At 59.8% G+C, this 16,834-nt stretch carries 12 protein-coding genes and 1 pseudogene; 10 read left to right on the forward strand and 3 right to left on the reverse strand.

Annotation, left to right across the window (positions count from 1 at the left end; translation table 11 throughout):
* Window positions 1–200 precede the first annotated feature (200 nt).
* Genes FGK64_RS20990 through FGK64_RS21000 form a run of 3 tightly spaced genes read left to right on the forward strand, consistent with a single transcriptional unit; the run spans window position 201 to window position 4,676 of the window.
* Window positions 201–821, forward strand: a complete 621-nt coding sequence (locus tag FGK64_RS20990; RefSeq protein WP_138865828.1) for a helix-turn-helix domain-containing protein — start codon at window positions 201–203, stop codon at window positions 819–821.
* Entirely contained in the window at window positions 814–2,748 is a 1,935-nt protein-coding gene (locus FGK64_RS20995) for a relaxase/mobilization nuclease domain-containing protein (RefSeq protein WP_138865829.1), read from the forward strand. The genes FGK64_RS20990 and FGK64_RS20995 overlap by 8 nt, the downstream gene beginning before the upstream one ends.
* A 14-nt stretch (window positions 2,749–2,762) precedes the next feature.
* A complete protein-coding gene (locus FGK64_RS21000) occupies window positions 2,763–4,676 on the forward strand; it encodes a type IV secretory system conjugative DNA transfer family protein (RefSeq protein ID WP_138865830.1) in 1,914 nt (637 codons plus the stop codon).
* A gap of 18 nt (window positions 4,677–4,694) precedes the next feature.
* Here the strand turns inward: FGK64_RS21000 and FGK64_RS21005 are convergent, their stop codons facing one another.
* Complete coding sequence (locus FGK64_RS21005) at window positions 4,695–6,116, reverse strand: phospholipase effector Tle1 domain-containing protein (protein ID WP_138865831.1); 1,422 nt, start codon at window positions 6,114–6,116, stop codon at window positions 4,695–4,697.
* Between the two features lie 174 nt (window positions 6,117–6,290).
* Here FGK64_RS21005 and FGK64_RS22645 point away from each other — a divergent pair.
* The 7 genes and pseudogenes from FGK64_RS22645 to FGK64_RS21040 all read left to right on the forward strand — a co-directional run.
* Window positions 6,291–6,527 (forward strand): annotated as a pseudogene (locus tag FGK64_RS22645) (WGR domain-containing protein); the annotation flags it as partial.
* A gap of 172 nt (window positions 6,528–6,699) precedes the next feature.
* Window positions 6,700–7,935, forward strand: a complete 1,236-nt coding sequence (locus FGK64_RS21015) for a nucleotidyltransferase domain-containing protein (protein ID WP_138865833.1) — start codon at window positions 6,700–6,702, stop codon at window positions 7,933–7,935.
* Window positions 7,935–9,653 (forward strand): ThiF family adenylyltransferase, encoded by a 1,719-nt coding sequence (locus FGK64_RS21020; protein ID WP_138865834.1) that lies wholly within the window; start codon window positions 7,935–7,937, stop codon window positions 9,651–9,653. The genes FGK64_RS21015 and FGK64_RS21020 overlap by 1 nt, the downstream gene beginning before the upstream one ends.
* Window positions 9,643–10,155: a M67 family metallopeptidase gene (locus FGK64_RS21025; protein ID WP_138865835.1), complete on the forward strand. Its 513-nt coding sequence runs from the start codon at window positions 9,643–9,645 to the stop codon at window positions 10,153–10,155. The genes FGK64_RS21020 and FGK64_RS21025 overlap by 11 nt, the downstream gene beginning before the upstream one ends.
* A 92-nt stretch (window positions 10,156–10,247) precedes the next feature.
* Window positions 10,248–11,375 carry an SAVED domain-containing protein gene (locus tag FGK64_RS21030; RefSeq protein ID WP_138865836.1) on the forward strand — a complete coding sequence of 376 codons (1,128 nt, stop codon included), beginning with the start codon at window positions 10,248–10,250 and terminating at the stop codon, window positions 11,373–11,375.
* Window positions 11,376–11,513: 138 nt separating this feature from the next.
* A complete protein-coding gene (locus FGK64_RS21035) occupies window positions 11,514–13,043 on the forward strand; it encodes a nucleotidyltransferase (RefSeq protein ID WP_210236611.1) in 1,530 nt (509 codons plus the stop codon).
* A 16-nt stretch (window positions 13,044–13,059) separates the two neighbouring features.
* Window positions 13,060–14,202, forward strand: coding sequence for an SAVED domain-containing protein (locus FGK64_RS21040; RefSeq protein WP_138865838.1), 1,143 nt, complete (start codon window positions 13,060–13,062; stop codon window positions 14,200–14,202).
* Between the two features lie 227 nt (window positions 14,203–14,429).
* On the opposite strand, the gene FGK64_RS21045 is transcribed toward FGK64_RS21040, so the two are convergent.
* Together FGK64_RS21045 and FGK64_RS21050 are read right to left on the reverse strand one after the other, a co-directional pair.
* Window positions 14,430–15,410, reverse strand: a complete 981-nt coding sequence (locus tag FGK64_RS21045) for an ATPase, T2SS/T4P/T4SS family (protein WP_138865839.1) — start codon at window positions 15,408–15,410, stop codon at window positions 14,430–14,432.
* A complete protein-coding gene (locus FGK64_RS21050; protein WP_138865840.1) occupies window positions 15,410–16,834 on the reverse strand; it encodes a TraB/TrbI/VirB10 family type IV secretion system protein in 1,425 nt (474 codons plus the stop codon). Before FGK64_RS21050 ends, FGK64_RS21045 begins: the two co-directional genes overlap by 1 nt.

Raw genomic sequence — 16,834 nt, forward strand, 5'->3', positions numbered from 1 at the left:
CCTGCATCGATGAGGACGGGACCCGTTCCATGTTGCGCCGCGATGCGGGGTCTTGATGACGTCCAATACCAGCAAAAAGATACTTCCCGCAAAACGAAATATTGCGCAATGTGATGTATTGAAGTATAGGCGAAGGAGAGAAAGAAGACGTTGGCAGGATATGGCCAATGTTTGCACATTTTGTCCGAGGGGTCTGACCCGTGCCGAGGCCAGCGAAAAACCTGAAGCTTGAAGAGCGCATCGAAGTGGCGCGGCGCTTCGCGGCGGGCGAAAGCGCAAAGGATCTGGCGGCGGTGTTTGGCATCTCGCCGCGCCACGTGAACAGGCTCGCTAAAGAGGAGGCGGGTGAGGGCATTGCGGTGCGCGATCCAAGCGAGACGGTGGCGTTCCGGGCCAGCCGATCCGAGTTGGACGCCTTCGACGCGGAGTGGCGCGAACGGGGCTATGCCAACCGATCTCAGGCGCTGAATGCGGTGTTGCGCGGACGGTGCGGTTTCCTCGATGTACCCCGTGATCTGGTCGCGGAGTTCTGTGCCGCGTGGCGTCAGGCGAAGGACGTGAGCGACGCCGGACTGGTGCTCGCCAAGGCGGTCCATCGCGGTCGGCTGGAGGTCTCGGAGGCGGACCGCGCGGTGCTGATCGAACTGCTCGATTTGGCGCTGTCCATGAGCCGTGAGATGGGCCGGATGAAAGATGCGGCGCAGGCCTTGCGCGCTCAGGAGTGGCCGAAAAAGGAAGAAGGGCAGGGGGCGGAGAGCGAAGTTCTTGAGGATGACCCGCGCGCGATCGGGAATAGTCTGAGGCTGGTGCGCAATGGCTGATCCGCTCGCCCTCTACGCCTCGGTCATGGGGCGGCTCTGGGAGGATGAGCGCATCCGGGGCCAGGCCGCAGCGCGGATCGACGCGCGGCTGGCGGGGCGTCGGCAGGGTCGCAGTTTTGCACGCGTCGGATCCCTGTCGGCGCGCAACGCGCTGAAGGCTGCGTCGGGGCAAAGCCGGGCCGCGGTGTTCAAACGGATCCGGGCGGGGGGCTGCAAGACGCGTGCTTCGCTTGGGGCGCAGATATCCTACATCAACGACAAGGCGGTCTACACCTATTCGACGATGACCAACGCGCTGACCGATGCGGCGGTGCTTTCTGAGGAGCAGAAAGAGGACATCATCGAGGATTGGGCCGGAACCTGGCGCGGCTCGACCAAGCTCGGGTTCACCTCGCACATGCTGTTGTCCTTCCCGACCGATGTGACGGTCGATCAGGTCCGCGACATCGCGATGGACTGGACGGAGCATTTCTTCGAGAGCGGCGCATACGGCGATCAATGGGACTACGTCCTCGCGGTCCATGACGACCGGGCGCACAAGCATGCGCACATCATCCTGAACAATCGCGGCGTCGAAAACGGCACCTGGTTCTCCTGCTGGGCCGAAGGCGTGATGTCGCCGCAGCTCATGCGCGAGAAGCAGGCCGAGATCGCCGAACGCTACGGCGTCATGCTCGACGCGACCACCCGGCTCGAGCGCGGCATCTTCGAGAAGCCCGCCGGTATCGAGGAGATATACCGCGCCAAGGAAGAGGCCCGCCTGCCGCGCGAGATCGTCATGACGGCCCAGGAATCCGCCATCGCGCAGGCGCAGGTGGTGGGCTTCGCCAAGGACTACAAGAACCTCGCCGACCTGCTGGACCGGATGGACCAGCGCCACATGGCGCGCGCCGTGCGCGGCATGGCGGACGGGCTTGGCTCGGGCACGCCGTGGAACTTCACCGAAGGAGAGATAGACATGAAGGACATCAAGACCGTCGGTGACGCGATCGACTATTCCGAGCGCACGATCGAGGCGCTGAGGCTCAAGGCCGAGGAACTGGACCCGGCCGAGCGCGCCGCTTTTGAAGCCAAGGCTGCGCCGATCATCGCGGACCTTTCGCAGATGGTGCCGGACCCGGAGTTGCGCGCGCGGTTTGGCAAGCAGCTCGAAGAACCCTATCCGCCGGGGGCGGGCAGCGAGGTGCTGATCGCCGCGCTGCAGTCCGGCAATGACGACGGGCTGCGCGACGTGCTCGAGCGCGCCGAGGAGGTGGGCATGGACAGCGAGGAGCTGGTGGCTCGGATTGCTGCGGGCGGCACGCGGAACTACGGCATGGCGCAGGACTGGGTCGAGCGGGACATGAACGCGGTGCTGGCCAAGGACGGTCTCAGCGTCGAGACGGCCAATGATGACCAACTGGATGCAGCCCTAGAAAAGGTCGACAGCGTGATGGACGCGCTGATGGAACGCGCCAAGGAAATGGGCGTCGAGATCGGCCGGACCCTCGCGGACGAGGAGGAGGCGACGTTGCCCCTCATCGACGAGGATGACCGGACGCCCAATCCCTACCTGCAGGACCTCGCCGACATGTTGCGGGACGGCAAGCTCACCGAGGAACAGGAAGAGACGGTCGAGCGGACCCTGCAATCCGAGCTCTTCAAGGAGTTGGGTGAAGAAGGCTTGGCCGAACTTCGGCGCGGGAACTACGAGGTGCTGGATGCGGCCCTGCCGAGCAAGCTCGACCAGATCACCGTCACGCAGGAATTCCTGGAGATGACGTTTGAGGAAACGGGCGACCAGGTCTTCACCGACCGCGCCGCCGGGTTGCAGCAGGACAAGGCGACCGAAGTGGCGCGGCTGCATGGCCAGCAAGAGGAGCTGGGTCGCGATCTTGGCCGGGCCAAAGAACTGGATCGTGGTCTCGATGACGAGATGGAATTCTGAGGGGGATGACTACCATGACCAAGACACTTCCCCTCTGGGCTGCGCTCCTCTTCGGTGTGATCTGCGGTGCCGTCATCGGAACCATCATAGCCGCTTTCTACCTGACCCTGGCCCTGAAAATCGGGTTCCAGAGCTTCGACATGTTGGCGCTCTGGAAGGCCAGCGCCGGCACCCGCGCGGCGCATCCCGAGGCCTTCAAGGTGGGATTTGGCGCTGTCGGCTTCGGGGCCACCAGCCTCGGCGCTCTGGCGCTCGCCTGGACCTGGAAGAAGGAGCGGGACGATTACGGTTCGGCCCATTGGCAGACCAAGGCGGAGCTGAAGAAGAACGACATGTTGCAGGCGCCGGGCAAGGGCTTTGTCTGCGGCAAACTCGGCGCGCCGACCTCGAAGGCTGAGTTCATCTCTTCGACCACGATCCCGCATGTGATGATGGTCGCCCCAACCCGCGCTGGTAAGGGCGTCGGCTTCGTGATCCCGAACCTCCTGAGCTTCGCGGGTTCGGTCGTGGTGCTCGACGTGAAGGGTGAGAACTTCGAGAAGACAGCGCGGTTGCGGGCGCTGAATGGCGACGAGGTCTATCGCTTCAGCCCGTTTGATTGGGCCAATGCCACGCATCGCTACAATCCTCTGGCCCGGATCGCCAAGGCCCCGAGCTTCGCGCAGCGCTTCACCGAGGTCTCGATCCTGGCCGACCTATTCCTCGACAAGGACAACAAGCAACTCGACACCTTCTCCGAGGCCGGCAAGTCGATCTTCGTCGCGGCCTGTCTGCTGGCGATCCAGCGCGGAACGCCGAATCTTGGTGAGGTCAACAAGATCGTCGCCGGGGGCGAATACAAGAACGCCCAGTACAAGACCTATGCCGACGAGGCCGAAGAAGACATCTTGCGCGAGCTCTGGACCAACGCTGCTTCAGCCTCATCGCGGCTGCTGACCTCGAACATCCAGGCACTGATGACTGCCGGTCTCAAACAATGGGACAACCCGGCGGTGCGCTCGGCCACCGAGGCGAGCGACTTTGATTTCTCGACCTTCCGCAAGACCCCGCAGTCGCTTTATATCGCGGTGTCCGAGGATCACATCGCCACCCTCGCCCCGCTCCTGCGCCTTATGTTCGCCGATCTCATCGCCTCGATCCGGCTCAACGAACCGGGTCCGGACGAACCCTGGCCGGTCATGATGATGATCGACGAATTCCAGCAGATGGGGGCGATGCCCTATCTGGAGCGCGCGATTCATTCGCTGGCAAGCTATGGTGGCCGCGTCGCGATGATTGCGCAGTCGCTGGCCTCGCTCGACCGGATCTACGGGCCCGAGGGCCGTGAAAGTCTCGAGAACGGTGCAGGGTTGAAGCTCTACATCACGCCACGCGACCAGCGCACCGTGAAGGAGGTCTCCGCAGCCGTCGGCAGTACCACCCGCGAGGCCGTGACCCGGATGTATGGTCGCAACAAGGGGTTCCTTGGCGCGACCTCGACCTCGGCGCGGCTGGAAGAGCGACCGCTGCTTTCCGAGACCGAAGCGCGCCTGATGGACCCCGACGAGGTGATCATCCTCGCCTCGCCCCAGCATCCGATCAAGGCGAGCCGGATCAAGTATTACGACGATCCGTTCTTCAAGGAGATGTTGACACGCCAGGAGGGCAAGCCGTTCCCCTATCCGCCGAGCGTGCAAGGCGTGGGACCTTGGGGCGGCGATGGTGGTGACGAGACCGGCGCAGACGAGCAGGCGAAACCAGCCGACCGCGCGCCTGTCCGGGATAGATCGCAGCGGCGCGAGGCGCGGGCGATGAGCGTGATGGCGTTGGAGGCCGGGCGCGGGCAGCCCGAGCCCGAGACGCTCGAGCGGGAAGCTGCGGTGCCGAAGGAATGGGAGGCGGCGCTCGACCGGCAGGAGGATTTCATCGAGGAATTGTTGGGAGGGTGAGCGCCGTCGACTAGTCCCCTATTCGTCGTAGTAGAATTTCAAGTCGCGTCGCTCTTTCAACTGGGCAGGTCGGTAGGGCTTAACCTCGCCACACTGGGCGACGGCCTTGGCTCGCATGCGCTCTTCGACTGAAGGATGGAGCGGGAAGTCGTCGCCAACTGCGCGAATTCCCTTCTTCCAGCGGATGCGGAGGGGGCCAAATGCTACCAACGCGTCTTCGCGGTGCTGCAAACCCAGAGGGTCAGGGGCGCGGTTCAAGACGTTCTCGTTGATCTGGATCGACGGCACGCAGTCTTTCAATTCGTCGACCATCCAATCGAGGGCGATATCGCTCAGGCGGGACTCTGCCTCGGGATAGCTTCCGCCGATGTCGCTATGGCAGCCCGGGAACCAGACCTGCTTCAACCACTTCGGCTCTCGATCTTTGGTTTCGATCGCGGCCGCCTTGGATGCCCATCCGACCCTTGGAAAGTCAGCACGGTCTTCGTCGATCGCCATGGCGTGACGGGCGTGTTGGACATCGGGATCAAGCCACTTGTCGTAGTTGCGCTTGTTCCAAGCCGCGAAATGACCCGTCTTGAGAATCTGCGGCCAATCGGTTGGGTGCCATAGCGTCAGTTTGTGCTCAGGATCGTCAGAGAAATATTTGAAGTTGTCGAGCAACAGGGAACCAAGCTGCCAAAGAAGCGCTACTAGTAGGACGCCGAGTGGAACAACCAAAAGCCAAGACCACCCGAATGCAGCACCTGCGGCAAAAGCCGCTCCGACCCCGAAAGTGACGCCCCAGACCAAGGTGCGGACAACTGCCGTTCGCAGTGATGCCACCGTGTCGAAGACCCCGATGAAGGTAGGCTGAACGTTGCCTTGGTTGTCTTCACCTTCATTGGGAAAGCTCGAATACTTCTTGCGGAATCGTTTGCCGAGCTCTTCACGGTTCTTGAAGTAAGGATCTTGTCCGCGCGGTTTTCCAGCACCGTGATTATACACGAATTTTACAGCGTCCTTGGCGATCTTGCGCAATCCGGGGCCGTAACGCGGGACCGGCGAACCATCTGGCATCTGCGTCGGGACACCGCAGAGGTTCATAACGTTTGCCAGTGCTCTTACTGTGTAGGCCCCGCGCGAGAACCCAAACAGCAGCACGCGATCACCGGGCTCGTAATGGGCGATGATCTGCTCGTAGCAATCGATGATGTTGTGGTCGATGCCAGTTCCGACGGCGCTTTCCAGGATCGGCTTGATCCGACCGAAAAACCCACCGCGTTCTCCTGTTCCCAGGCCCGGGTCGTAAAAAGCCACTTGGTCCTTAGGGCTAATTGGTGAATCTGGGCCGGGACGCATGGCTCGATACATTTTGTAGACATTCGACAGCCGTTGGTCCGGCCTGGCGCCACCCATCTGGCCGGTTCCGTCCGAGAATATGCAGATGTTCTTTACCATTTGTCGCCCTATTCAAGAACACGAAGTACAGTCGAAGTCCTAAACCTGCAGCAGTTCTGCCATGCTAGGAGTGAGTGCAGCGGAAATGTTTCGCCCGAGTCGGGAAAAATTAGAACATAGTGGAAACACGGATGTCCACCTGATATTGTGGCGCACAAGAAAGGAGTGCCCAATATGTTGGACAAGAAGCAGCAAATGGAAGTGTTCCCGACGACGATCGATCTCAAGCGGATCGATCCGTCTCTCAACATGCGGCGCTTCTATCGAATGAGCGTTCAGTCAGAACTCTTTGGCGGCGCATGTCTCGTGCGGGAATGGGGCCGCATCGGGTTTCGAGGACAGATGCTAATCGAACAGCACCCCGACGAGGGTATCGAGCTGCTGTCGATCAACGAGAGCAGCGGGTCTCGGGTGTGCCAATCGTTAGCGATGCCATTGCCGCCAGCCAAGACGAACGTAAAATCAAGAGCATACGGGCTGAAGAGCCATAGAAAATCTGCAAATACGGTTCCGCAAAAAGGTTGAAAAGTCGGGGCCAAACGAACATCTTTAAGTTGAGGTCGATTGAGTTAGGAAGTTGATGATGAACACGAGTTCGAACATAGGTTTTGGCTATAACGTCGCGATTGAAAAACTTGCTGAAGAATTGGCAGTGCCACAAGATCGCTTTGATCAAGCCGAACGACGCTACAAGGACCTTGGCGAGTTCTTGCATCGCGATGAGTCCAAGGTTCGTGACCATGATCCCGATGTCTATATTCAAGGCTCGTTCGCGCTCGGCACGCCGATCAAGCCGACGTCAAAGAACGAAGACTACGATCTCGACATCGTTGTTTCTTTCCGGTCTCTGACAAAAGCGCAGATTACCCAGGCAGATCTCCGCGCTCATCTGCTGGCTGAGCTCGAGGCGTATCGCGATGCGCGAGGGATCAAAAACGAGGTAGGTGAGTCTAGAAGGTGCTGCACCTTGATCTACGCCGATGGTGCGCAATTTCACATGGACGTGTTGCCGGCGGTTCCAGACGAGGCAAATATGCGCGCGATCCTTTCTACTTACCTCGCGGATCAAGCGCTTGCGGAAGGTGCGATCGCCATCACCGACAGCGATAAGGCTGAAACTTACCATGTCATTACGGATGATTGGCGCACGAGCAATCCCAGGGGCTTTGCCGCATGGTTCAAGTCAAGGCAGATCGAACAACTGAACGAACGTAGAAGGGCAATCCTGGACGCCCAAGGCAAAGTGACAGCGAGTGTGGAGGACGTCCCGGTATTTCGGGTAAGAACACCTCTCCAGTCATCCATCATGATTTTGAAACGTCACAGAGATGAGTGGTTCGCGGCGCGGGATAAGGACCTGAAGGTTATCAGTGTGATCCTCACGACGCTCTCGACCCATGCGTATGCAGGCGAAGCAAGGGTATCGGATGCAATTGCCAAGATTCTGAGGGATATGCATCTCGCGATCGAAGAGCGGAATGGGGTGTCATGGATCGCCAACCCTACGGACCCTTCAGAGAATTTTGCGGATAGGTGGGAAAAATTTCCCGGGCGCCGGGAATCCTTCTTCAAGTGGCTGGAGGCTGCTCGAACGGATTTTGGTGCCGTTCAAAGGTTCAGCGACACAAATATTGTTCTAAACGAGCTCTCACGAAATCTTGGAAGCACCCTCGTTGAAGGTGCGCGCTCGAGGGTAGCGACATCTGCGGGGTCACGTGCGGCATCCGTTGCTCCTGCCGCTGCAGCCGGGGCTTCTGCGCCCGGTCTCGTCTTTGGTGGTGAGGATCGGAGGCCGACGGAGCCAAAAGGTTTTGGTTGATGGACTTCACAGTCGGCGAAGCGCGGCTAATCCGTGAGTGTGAAGAGCTCGCTGACCTAGCCGCGGCATCAGATTGGCTGGAAGAACCCCAATTCAGCAAAAACGCCGATGGCCTGCTGACTTGGTCGTTTGTTCTGCTCGCCGGGGAGCGTCGCATTCCATTGCGGCTGGTTTTCCCAGCACTTTTTCCAGATCTGCCACCATTTGTACTTCCAGCCGACAGCTCGGTCCGGCTATCCCAGCACCAGTATGGCGAGGGTGGCGAACTATGCCTTCAGTATAGACCGGATAACTGGCACCCCGACTGCAAAAGCACGGATGTGGTCCGGAGTGCCAAAGCACTTCTCGAGGCAACCCCAAAGGACGATGCTTTCTCAGACGTGGAAAGCGCTCATCCAGCCGACTTACCTTCGTTGCTCTCGGGGTGCTCCCGGCGCTTCATGCTACCGCCTGACACCGCACGGCTTTTAAGGTTGCGCCTTGCCGGACACGCAACCGATATTCATATGACTTTGGAGCGCCGGGTTGGGGGTTCTGAAGTTCTTGTTGCTCGCATCGCGAGCATCGGGCTGGATTCTGGTTTACGGGTGCCGATTGATGGTGCGGGATTTGGGGGAAGGGTGGTCCCTGGGGTCCTATATCGATTGCCCGATATTCGACAAATTCCAGATCTGCATCCCGAAGAGCTGAAGGGGCTCCTGTACCAGTACCTGCCTTCATGGCTCCGTAAATGGGTAGAAGACGCCGGCGACATGTTGGTTGTCATGTCAAATGGTAGGCGAGAGGTATTGCTGCGCGTTCGGCACAACGGATCGAAACGAAAGATTGACCTGTTTCATACCTTTGAACCGCCGAAGGCTAGAGAACGCCGACTCCACGGGAAGATGTTTCGAGAATCTAGCATCTGCATCATTGGCGCAGGTTCGCTGGGATCAAAAGTGGCCGCCAGTCTTGCGCGCGAAGGCGTCGGTCATTTCATGTTGCTGGATAATGATGTTCTTTGGTCCGACAACTTGGTTCGAAACGAACTCGATGAAATGGATGTGGGGCATCACAAGGCAGTTTCTCTAAGGCACAGATTGTTGCGAATAAATCCGGCAGTAAAAGTCGGTGCTTTGGGTATGAGTCTGACGTCTCAATCCGCTGTCCAGCATATTGCTCAGTTGAGCGAGATCATCAGCACTTGTGATCTCGTCATAGATACGACGGCTGATAGCGGAGTGTTTCGAATGGCAGCGGCCATTTGCACGCAGAAGCGTAAACCCCTCGTTTGGGGACGAGTCTACGCGGGAGGGCTCGGAGGATTGATTGCACGAAGTATCCCGTCTGAAGATCCGCCACCACTGACCGCTGCAACTCAATTGCGAGCATGGTGCGACGAGAAAGGTATGGCACCGCCAGAGGGCCGCGAGCACAATTACGGGGTGCAAGGTGATGACGACGATGAACCCCTCTTCGCTTCTGACGGCGATGTGGGTGTCATTGCCAATAGGTTGGCACGTCACGCCCTAGACGCCCTGGCAATCACAGAGATGAGAGTTCATCCGGAACCTGCCTACTTTGTCGGGCTGCGCAAAGGTTGGATCTTTGATCATCCCTTCGACACCCACCCAGTTATTTTCGCTCCTCACGAAGGATGGGAAAAGGGCAGCACTAGTTGTGCAGAAGAGGGCGTTGAACGCGTCATGACTCACCTTGGAGTACAAGATGACGCTTAGCCTCACAGTCTCACGCTCGCAGCTTGCTAAACTGCAGACCCACCTCAAGAAGGGCGGCAACCGCGAGATCGGCGGGTGGTTGGTTGCAGAACAGACAGCTCCGGGAAAATTTGATCTCGTCGGTTTAACCGTCGATCTTGAGGCAGGGACACGAGATCGTTTCGATAGTTTACCTGAGCCCCACTCACAACAGATGGATCGGATCTTGCTGGAGAATAGCGGTCGCGCTGGACGGGTTGACTATCTTGGCGAGTGGCACTCGCACCCGACATTCCCACCAATACCTAGCGAGATCGACGTGGCCGCGATGACGGATATGGTAGAAAACAGCGGACCTTCGTTTGCGGCGTTGGTTATCGTCCGTCTAATCGCCAACGCCTCGATTCAGGCTACTATTACCACGTTTCAACGTGGCCAATTGCCCGAGGCCGGCCAGTTGATAATTGCGGATGAAGTTTCAGAAGCTGAATTTGGCGAGGGTTGGCAACTGCCGGAACACTAGCATCATTCGGTAGCCTGAAATTGGTTGGGTCCTCGACTGACCATCCCATCGTAACTCGCTGTGGCGGCACTATTCAAAAATGGAGCAGAAAATTGTCTAGTTCAAACATCCCGGCCAAGATTCAGACCCAATTGTGGGCTTTGGCGGCGGGTCGATGTGAATTTTCAGGATGCAACAAGCTCCTTGTCGGGGATTTAATCGCTGGCAAGGAAGACGGAAAGTTCGGTTTCATCGCGCATATTGTGGCAGATAGCGAGAATGGTCCGAGGGGTGACAAAGTCCGTTCGCCACTTCTCGCCCGCGACATCAGCAACCTGATGCTAATGTGTCCCGTCCATCACAAGGAAATCGACGTAGATCACGTGGACGACTATCCGGAAGAAACGCTCGTGGCAATGAAGCGCGAGCACGAAGAGCGGATCGAGACTGTTACAGATATGGACTCTGACCGCGCAGCTCATGTGCTCCGTTTCGCGGCAACTATCGGCCAGATGGACTCGCTGGTTTCCACCAAAGCCATCTTTGCCGCTATGCCTCCCGACAGACATCCGGCGGAGCGACGAACCATCGACATCGAGCTAAACTCCGAAATCAAGGATGATGAACCGGGATTTTGGGGCATGCAAAGCGCGCATCTGCATCGTCAGTTTCAACGCAAGGTGAAGGAGCGGATAGAGCAGAAGGAGATCCTTCAGTTGAGTGTGTTTGCGCTTGCTCCGCAGCCTCTTCTCATTGAGCTCGGTACATTGCTGGGTGACATCATGCCCGTGTGTGTTCACCAAAAATATCGCGAGCCATCTACTTGGAAATGGCAACTCCACCAGCCGTCGATAAATTTCAAAATTGGCGAGTACTCTGGGCCGAAGGACGTACCAGTCGCCCTCAAGCTGGCGCTCAGCGCGACCGTAGATGATCAGAGAATTCGCTCGGTTCTGGGCGATAACGCTGCAATCTGGTCGATCACGGCAGAGGATCCTCATAACGACATCATGCGAAGACAGGACGATCTTGCAATCTATAAGACTCACCTTCGCAGGCTCTTTGATCGGATCAAGGCCCACCACGGCGAGGATGCGACTATCAACGTATTTCCTGTTCTTCCGGCTTCCGCGGCTGTCGAAACGGGTCGCTCTCGAATGCCCAAAGCCGATCTGCCTTTGGTGATCTACGATCAAAAACCGGGGAAGGGGTTCGAGCCAACGATCAAGATTAGCGCTTAGGCCATTGTAAATCACCGAGCGCAAATTTTCATACCTTCGCGGGATTGGCCGCCTCTCTTCTACTCAGCCCTGCCTTCGCCAAATCAGTAGACGACGGGCATAAGCACCGTATGGTGGTTTAATATAATGGAATTCCCTTTGACGAATACCAGGCCTGTTGATCAATTATTGGAAGACTTAGTTGAGGAGCTTCAGGTCCCGCCCGGTCGGTATGAACAGGCTGAGCGCAGTTACAAGTCGCTCGGCGAGTGGTTGCACCGGCCGGACTCGACTGTTCGGGATGACAGTCCCGACGTGTATGTGCAGGGTTCATTTCGGCTGGGGACTGCAATACGGCCCGCGTCAGACGAAGAAGACTATGACATCGATATGGTCTGCCGCCTCGATTACGAGAAGTCGGCACTGACCCAGGCAGAGCTGAAACGTCGCGTCGGCGTCGAAGTCAAAGCCTATGCCCGGCGATATGGCATGAGCAAACCCGAAGACGGGCGCCGTTGCTGGACCCTGGTCTACGCAGATGGCGCACAGTTTCACATGGATGTTCTGCCTGCGGTGCCTGACTTCGAGAAGCGGCGCTATCTGAGTGAAGCGGGCCCCGCGCTTGCCCGACTGGGGGCAACTGCGCTCGCGATCACAGACAAGGAACACGACGGCTTCCGGCAGGAAGGCGGCCGCTGGCCGCGCAGCAATCCCAAAGGCTATGCGCTCTGGTTTCGCGATCGGATGGGCCAGGCGTTCAGAAGTCGTGCTCTCAACGAGGCGCGCAGGATGCAGGCCAGCGTTGAGGATGTTCCTGCATGGCGGGTGCGTACCCCTCTGCAGGGCGCTATCCAGATCCTTAAACGCCATCGCGATCTCATGTTCAGCGACCGGCCGGATGACAAGCCGATCTCCATCCTGATCACGACCCTTGCTGCACATGCCTATAACCAGGAGGAACGCCTCTCCGATGCGCTGTTCTCGATCCTTCACGGAATGGACCGGTATATTACCCGTCGCAATGGCGTGGACTGGCTCGAAAACCCGGCCGACCCCGAGGAAAATTTTGCTGACAAGTGGGAGGAGCACTCCGAACGCCGGGACGCATTCCAAGAGTGGCTTCAGCAGGCCCGCAGCGATTTTGCATCGGCACACCAGGCTCTCACTGCCGACGGTGTTGGCGCCGTCCTCAGCGAACGCATGGGGCAGGGGCTGGTCGAACGCGCACTGGGCCGTCGCAATCCGGCCAGGAAACCGGGTGTTCCCGCGCGGCTGGTCCGTGCGGTGAATCTCGTCCTTGCGCCAGCCTATATGCGAAGACCGCGATGGCCGCAGGCTGCGGAAGGTAGCGTGACTATTCGTACGGCGAGCTTCACGCAGCAGGGATTCAGGCCGCAGAGCTTCGTGAGCAATGGCGCGCCGCTTCCCAGAAATTGCAGCCTGCGCTTTGAGGCGGACACAACGGTGACCGGGCGTTTCAAGGTCTACTGGCAGATCGTGAACACCGGAAGGGAAGCCGAGGATGCGGATTGCCTGCGTGGGGGCTTCAGCCCGGACGCGGCGGTCCGGGGAGGTCTGTCCCATTCTGAGAGCGCCCTCTATCGGGGCCAGCACAGCATTGAGTGTTTCATTGTGAAGAATGGCAAACTGGCCGCGCGCAGCGGTCAGTTCATCGTAAATATTGGCTGATCCGGAGGCTGAAGACATGTCGTTCTGGCGCAAACATGGTGACCGGTTTTTCGATGGATTGATCACCTATGTCTTCCGGTTCCCGTCCTGGCCGTCGAGGTTGCTGCGTGCCGGTGTCACATTGATCGTCGCCGGGTTGGGCGTCGGCGGGCTGGCCGGTGATCTTTCCTGGATCGATGCGGACCGCGTCCTGCGGCTGGTCGTGCAGGCGGATGGTGGCGGGCTATCGGTCTACTGGTCCCAGATCACCGTCTTCCTCGGCATTCTGCTCCTCGCTGCGGGGGGTGTCCTTGGTGTGATCGATCACATCGCCGACCGGCGGCAGCTCAGGAAGCAGAGCGTGGTTGTGCTGGAGCACCGCGGGCTGCACCAGACCGTTGATACTCCCCTTGCCTCTGCCGTGCCGAAGCACCTGAAAGGCCGTATCGATCTCCTGCCGGTCGACCACCGGCAGTCGACCTCAACGAGTCAGATCAGCAGTCCCGAAGATGCACTCTCACAGATTGCCGGGTTGCGGCAACAGCTTCGTCAGAAGCGTGATGCGGCGGGTCCTGGCAACGTCAGGCTGGTCTACGGTGGCATGGCTCCGGTTCCGCTGACGTTCCTGACCGGTATGATGGTTGGCAATGAAGCCGGTCTCACCGTGATGGACTGGGATCGTTTCGCAGAAAAATGGCGCGAACCTGACGGCGAAGATGACGGAGACCGGTTCGGCGTTTTCGGAGACGAAGGTCTGAAGGACGATGTTCCGGAGGTAGCTTTGGCCGTCGCTGTTTCCTACCCGTCGGACGCAGACGGTATCAGGGCGACTCTCGGTGATATGCCTCTGATCCGCCTCGCTTTGCCAACTGTGAGCACGACGGCGCACTGGTCTGCCGACAAGCAATCTGCCATGGCGAAAGACTTCACGGATCTTCTGGGTGACCTCATGGCGAAAGGGGTCAAACGCGTTCACCTGTTCATCGCAGCCCCCAACAGCGTTGTATTCACTCTGGGCCGGCACCTCGATGACAGGCTGCATCCCGAGGTGCTGGTCTACCAGTACGAGCGTTCGGCGTCGCCACCGTTTCCCTGGGCGGTTCAGATGCCCACCCACGGGCGGAGTGCAGCGCAGATTGTCAGAAGTGTCGCGATAGCAATCCCTTCCACAGCGAACTGACGAATTACAGGTGACTTGCGGCGAGGTCGGCGCATAATGTTTGATGAGCAAGCCGGCTCTGGCGAGGAACGCTAGGGTCGAGAAACTCCTCTATTTAGCTGTTAATCCCATGTTTTTGTGGGGGGAATTACCAATTCACCGCCCTAAAGAAGTCCGCTTCGGGTATTGGAAGGCAAGGCCAGCGTCGCGCTGTCGCAAACCCGCTCAGCGCTTTTGTTCTGGGGCTTTCAAGACCCCGGCAGATAGAATTCCGTAATCCCCCGCTTCCCTTCGGCCCGCCCCAGCTGCACGATTACATCGATGGATTTCCGGATGTATTCCCGCACCTCGGCAAAGGTCAGCGGTGTGCCGGCCTGTAGCACCATGATCGCGAGCCGGTCGATTGCCAGTTCGGCCGTCTCCGCGTGGATGGTTGAGACCGACCCGCCATGGCCGGTGTTGATGGCTTCGAGATAGGTCAGGGCCTCTGCGCCTCGCAGCTCGCCGACGATAATCCGGTCAGGGCGCATGCGGAGGGAGGCCTGCAGGAGGGCGTTGGCGCTGCGTTGCGATCCGGAACCGCGGTCGGCCAGTAGGGCAACAGTGTTCGGCTGGCCGGGGAAGAGCTCAAAAGCGTCTTCGATGGTGATGAGCCGCTCCTGCTCGCTCACATGGGTGAGAAGGTGGCGAGCGAACGTGGTTTTGCCGGTTGAGGTGCCGCCGCTGATCAGGACGTTGAGCCGCACCTCGACCAGGGTTTGCAGCGCGGCCTCAAGGTTCTCTTCGGCGAGGGAGGCGATGTTTTTCATCCTCTCGGCGCGGAGCGCATCGAGCGAGACGGCCTTACCGAAGAGATAGGTGGGTGTGTAGTCTCGGACGCTGCCCGACGCGAAGAGGCGGATGGTGATCGAGGCGCCGCGATCGATGGCGGGCGGTACGGCAACCTGGACCCGGAGGGGACGGCCCGCATATTCCACCTTGCCGGAGACGAGGGGGTTCTTTTCAGAGACGCGGGCCTTGGCGTCGCCGACGATGGTCTGGGCCATGTTGAGGGCTGTGGTCCGGTCCACGGTCTGGCCGTCGTGGCGCATGGTGGCGTCGCCCGCGACCTCGAGCCAGACCTTGCCATCCGGGTTGATCGCGATCTCGACCACGTCGTCGCGCCTCAGGAGGTCGCGGAACGGGTCGAGGTAGCGCTCGAGGTATGAAGCTGGTGACGCCTGCTCCATCAGTTAATCACCACATCCCGGTCCACGAGCACGGTAACCGAGGCCCCCTGATCGACATAGATCGTCGGCGCAATCGAGACCTGATCGGCAATGACGGACCCGACCGCGTCCTGAAGATCGCTGCCGACATCGCCTAGGACGATGCTGGTCGTCTCGTTATTGGCACTTTCGGCCGCGACGGCCGGTGCCGCCCCGATCACGGAAATCAGCGCCGCCCCACCGAAACGCTCGGCGAACTTGGTGTCGACCAGACCGGTGAGGCCCGAGCGCCCGAGCTGGTCCCCGCCCACGGCGGCGATTTCCATCGAAGTGCCGTCCGGGGTCAGGACGCGGGTCCAGAGGATCAGGATGCGTTTCTGATGCATCTCGATCCCGGAGCGGTATTGGCCAAAAAGGCGGGAGCCCCGGGGGATCAGGATCCGGTCCCCGGAAAACGCCGGGACCGGTTCGGAGACAACCGCGACAACGGAGCCCGGCATGTCGCTGTTGATGGCGGTCTGGAGCGCCGCCTGGATGACGGACCCTTGGGTCAGCGTGCGCTCGGGATGGGTGAGGCGGGCGGCCTCCTGCACCTCGAGCGGTCGCGCGCGTTGCAAGAACTGCTCATTGCCCGAGAGGGCCGGTCCACTTGCGCCGGCGGCAGCAGGATCGGCGACCGCCGCGCCACTTTGGCCGCCACGCGGACCGTCGGCATAGACCACTGCGGGGGATTTGATCTGCGCGGTCAGAAGCTCCTCGGCGACCCGCTCGGCCTCGCGCTGGCGCTGTTCTTCTTCCTGCCGGCGCCGTTCTTCGAGCAAGCGCTGATCGGCGATCAACCCTTCGCGGTCGAGCTCGGCCTCGAGCCCCTCGCGCTGCGCCCGCTCGGCATCAAGCATGGCCTGCAGCCCTTCAATACGGGTCTCGGTCTGGCGCTGCAGGTTTGCAAGCTCGGTCTCCTTTGCGGCGAGCGTTGCTTCGAGCGCGGCCTTTTGCTCGTCGAATGCTTCCCGAAGATCTGAGACGGCGGACTGGATTTCCGAGTTGCGGGCGGCCTGGCTGGCGGCGAGGGCCTCGCGGAGTTTGGCGATCTCGGCCAGCACCTCGACGCTTGGCTCGGGGGCAGGGGCCGCGGGCACATCGAGCGCTTCCTCGACAGCGATCAGCGCGTCGTTGACCCGCTGCTCGGTTTCGTCGGGTGGAAACTCCAGCCGCCCGCCGGTACCGGGGCGCCGGTCCTGAAAGGTTTCGACATCTGAGGTCTCAAGTGCATTGTCGCCCTCTTGCAGTCCGGTGGCCAGGAAATACGCGACCCCGGCCCCGCCAAGGGCGAGGGCGGCGGCGAGCGCACCAACCCCGAGGCTGTTGCCACGGCGCTTGGATTTGCCGCGCTGGTTGAACTGATCGAGGCGGTCTTGCAGATCGGGAGGGGTTTGATCGGCCAT

The organism is Arenibacterium halophilum (assembly GCF_005938225.1).
Classification (GTDB): domain Bacteria; phylum Pseudomonadota; class Alphaproteobacteria; order Rhodobacterales; family Rhodobacteraceae; genus Arenibacterium; species Arenibacterium halophilum.

Excerpts from the sequence above, each read along its gene's own strand:
- FGK64_RS20995 (WP_138865829.1), top strand. The coding sequence starts at position 814 with ATGGCTGATCCGCTCGCCCTCTACGCCTCGGTCATGGGGCGGCTCTGG.
- FGK64_RS21000 (WP_138865830.1), top strand. The coding sequence starts at position 2,763 with ATGACCAAGACACTTCCCCTCTGGGCTGCGCTCCTCTTCGGTGTGATC.
- FGK64_RS21005 (WP_138865831.1), bottom strand. The coding sequence starts at position 6,116 with ATGGTAAAGAACATCTGCATATTCTCGGACGGAACCGGCCAGATGGGT.
- FGK64_RS21015 (WP_138865833.1), top strand. The coding sequence starts at position 6,700 with ATGAACACGAGTTCGAACATAGGTTTTGGCTATAACGTCGCGATTGAA.
- FGK64_RS21020 (WP_138865834.1), top strand. The coding sequence starts at position 7,935 with ATGGACTTCACAGTCGGCGAAGCGCGGCTAATCCGTGAGTGTGAAGAG.
- FGK64_RS21025 (WP_138865835.1), top strand. The coding sequence starts at position 9,643 with ATGACGCTTAGCCTCACAGTCTCACGCTCGCAGCTTGCTAAACTGCAG.
- FGK64_RS21040 (WP_138865838.1), top strand. The coding sequence starts at position 13,060 with ATGTCGTTCTGGCGCAAACATGGTGACCGGTTTTTCGATGGATTGATC.
- FGK64_RS21045 (WP_138865839.1), bottom strand. The coding sequence starts at position 15,410 with ATGGAGCAGGCGTCACCAGCTTCATACCTCGAGCGCTACCTCGACCCG.
- FGK64_RS21050 (WP_138865840.1), bottom strand. The coding sequence starts at position 16,834 with ATGGCCGATCAAACCCCTCCCGATCTGCAAGACCGCCTCGATCAGTTC.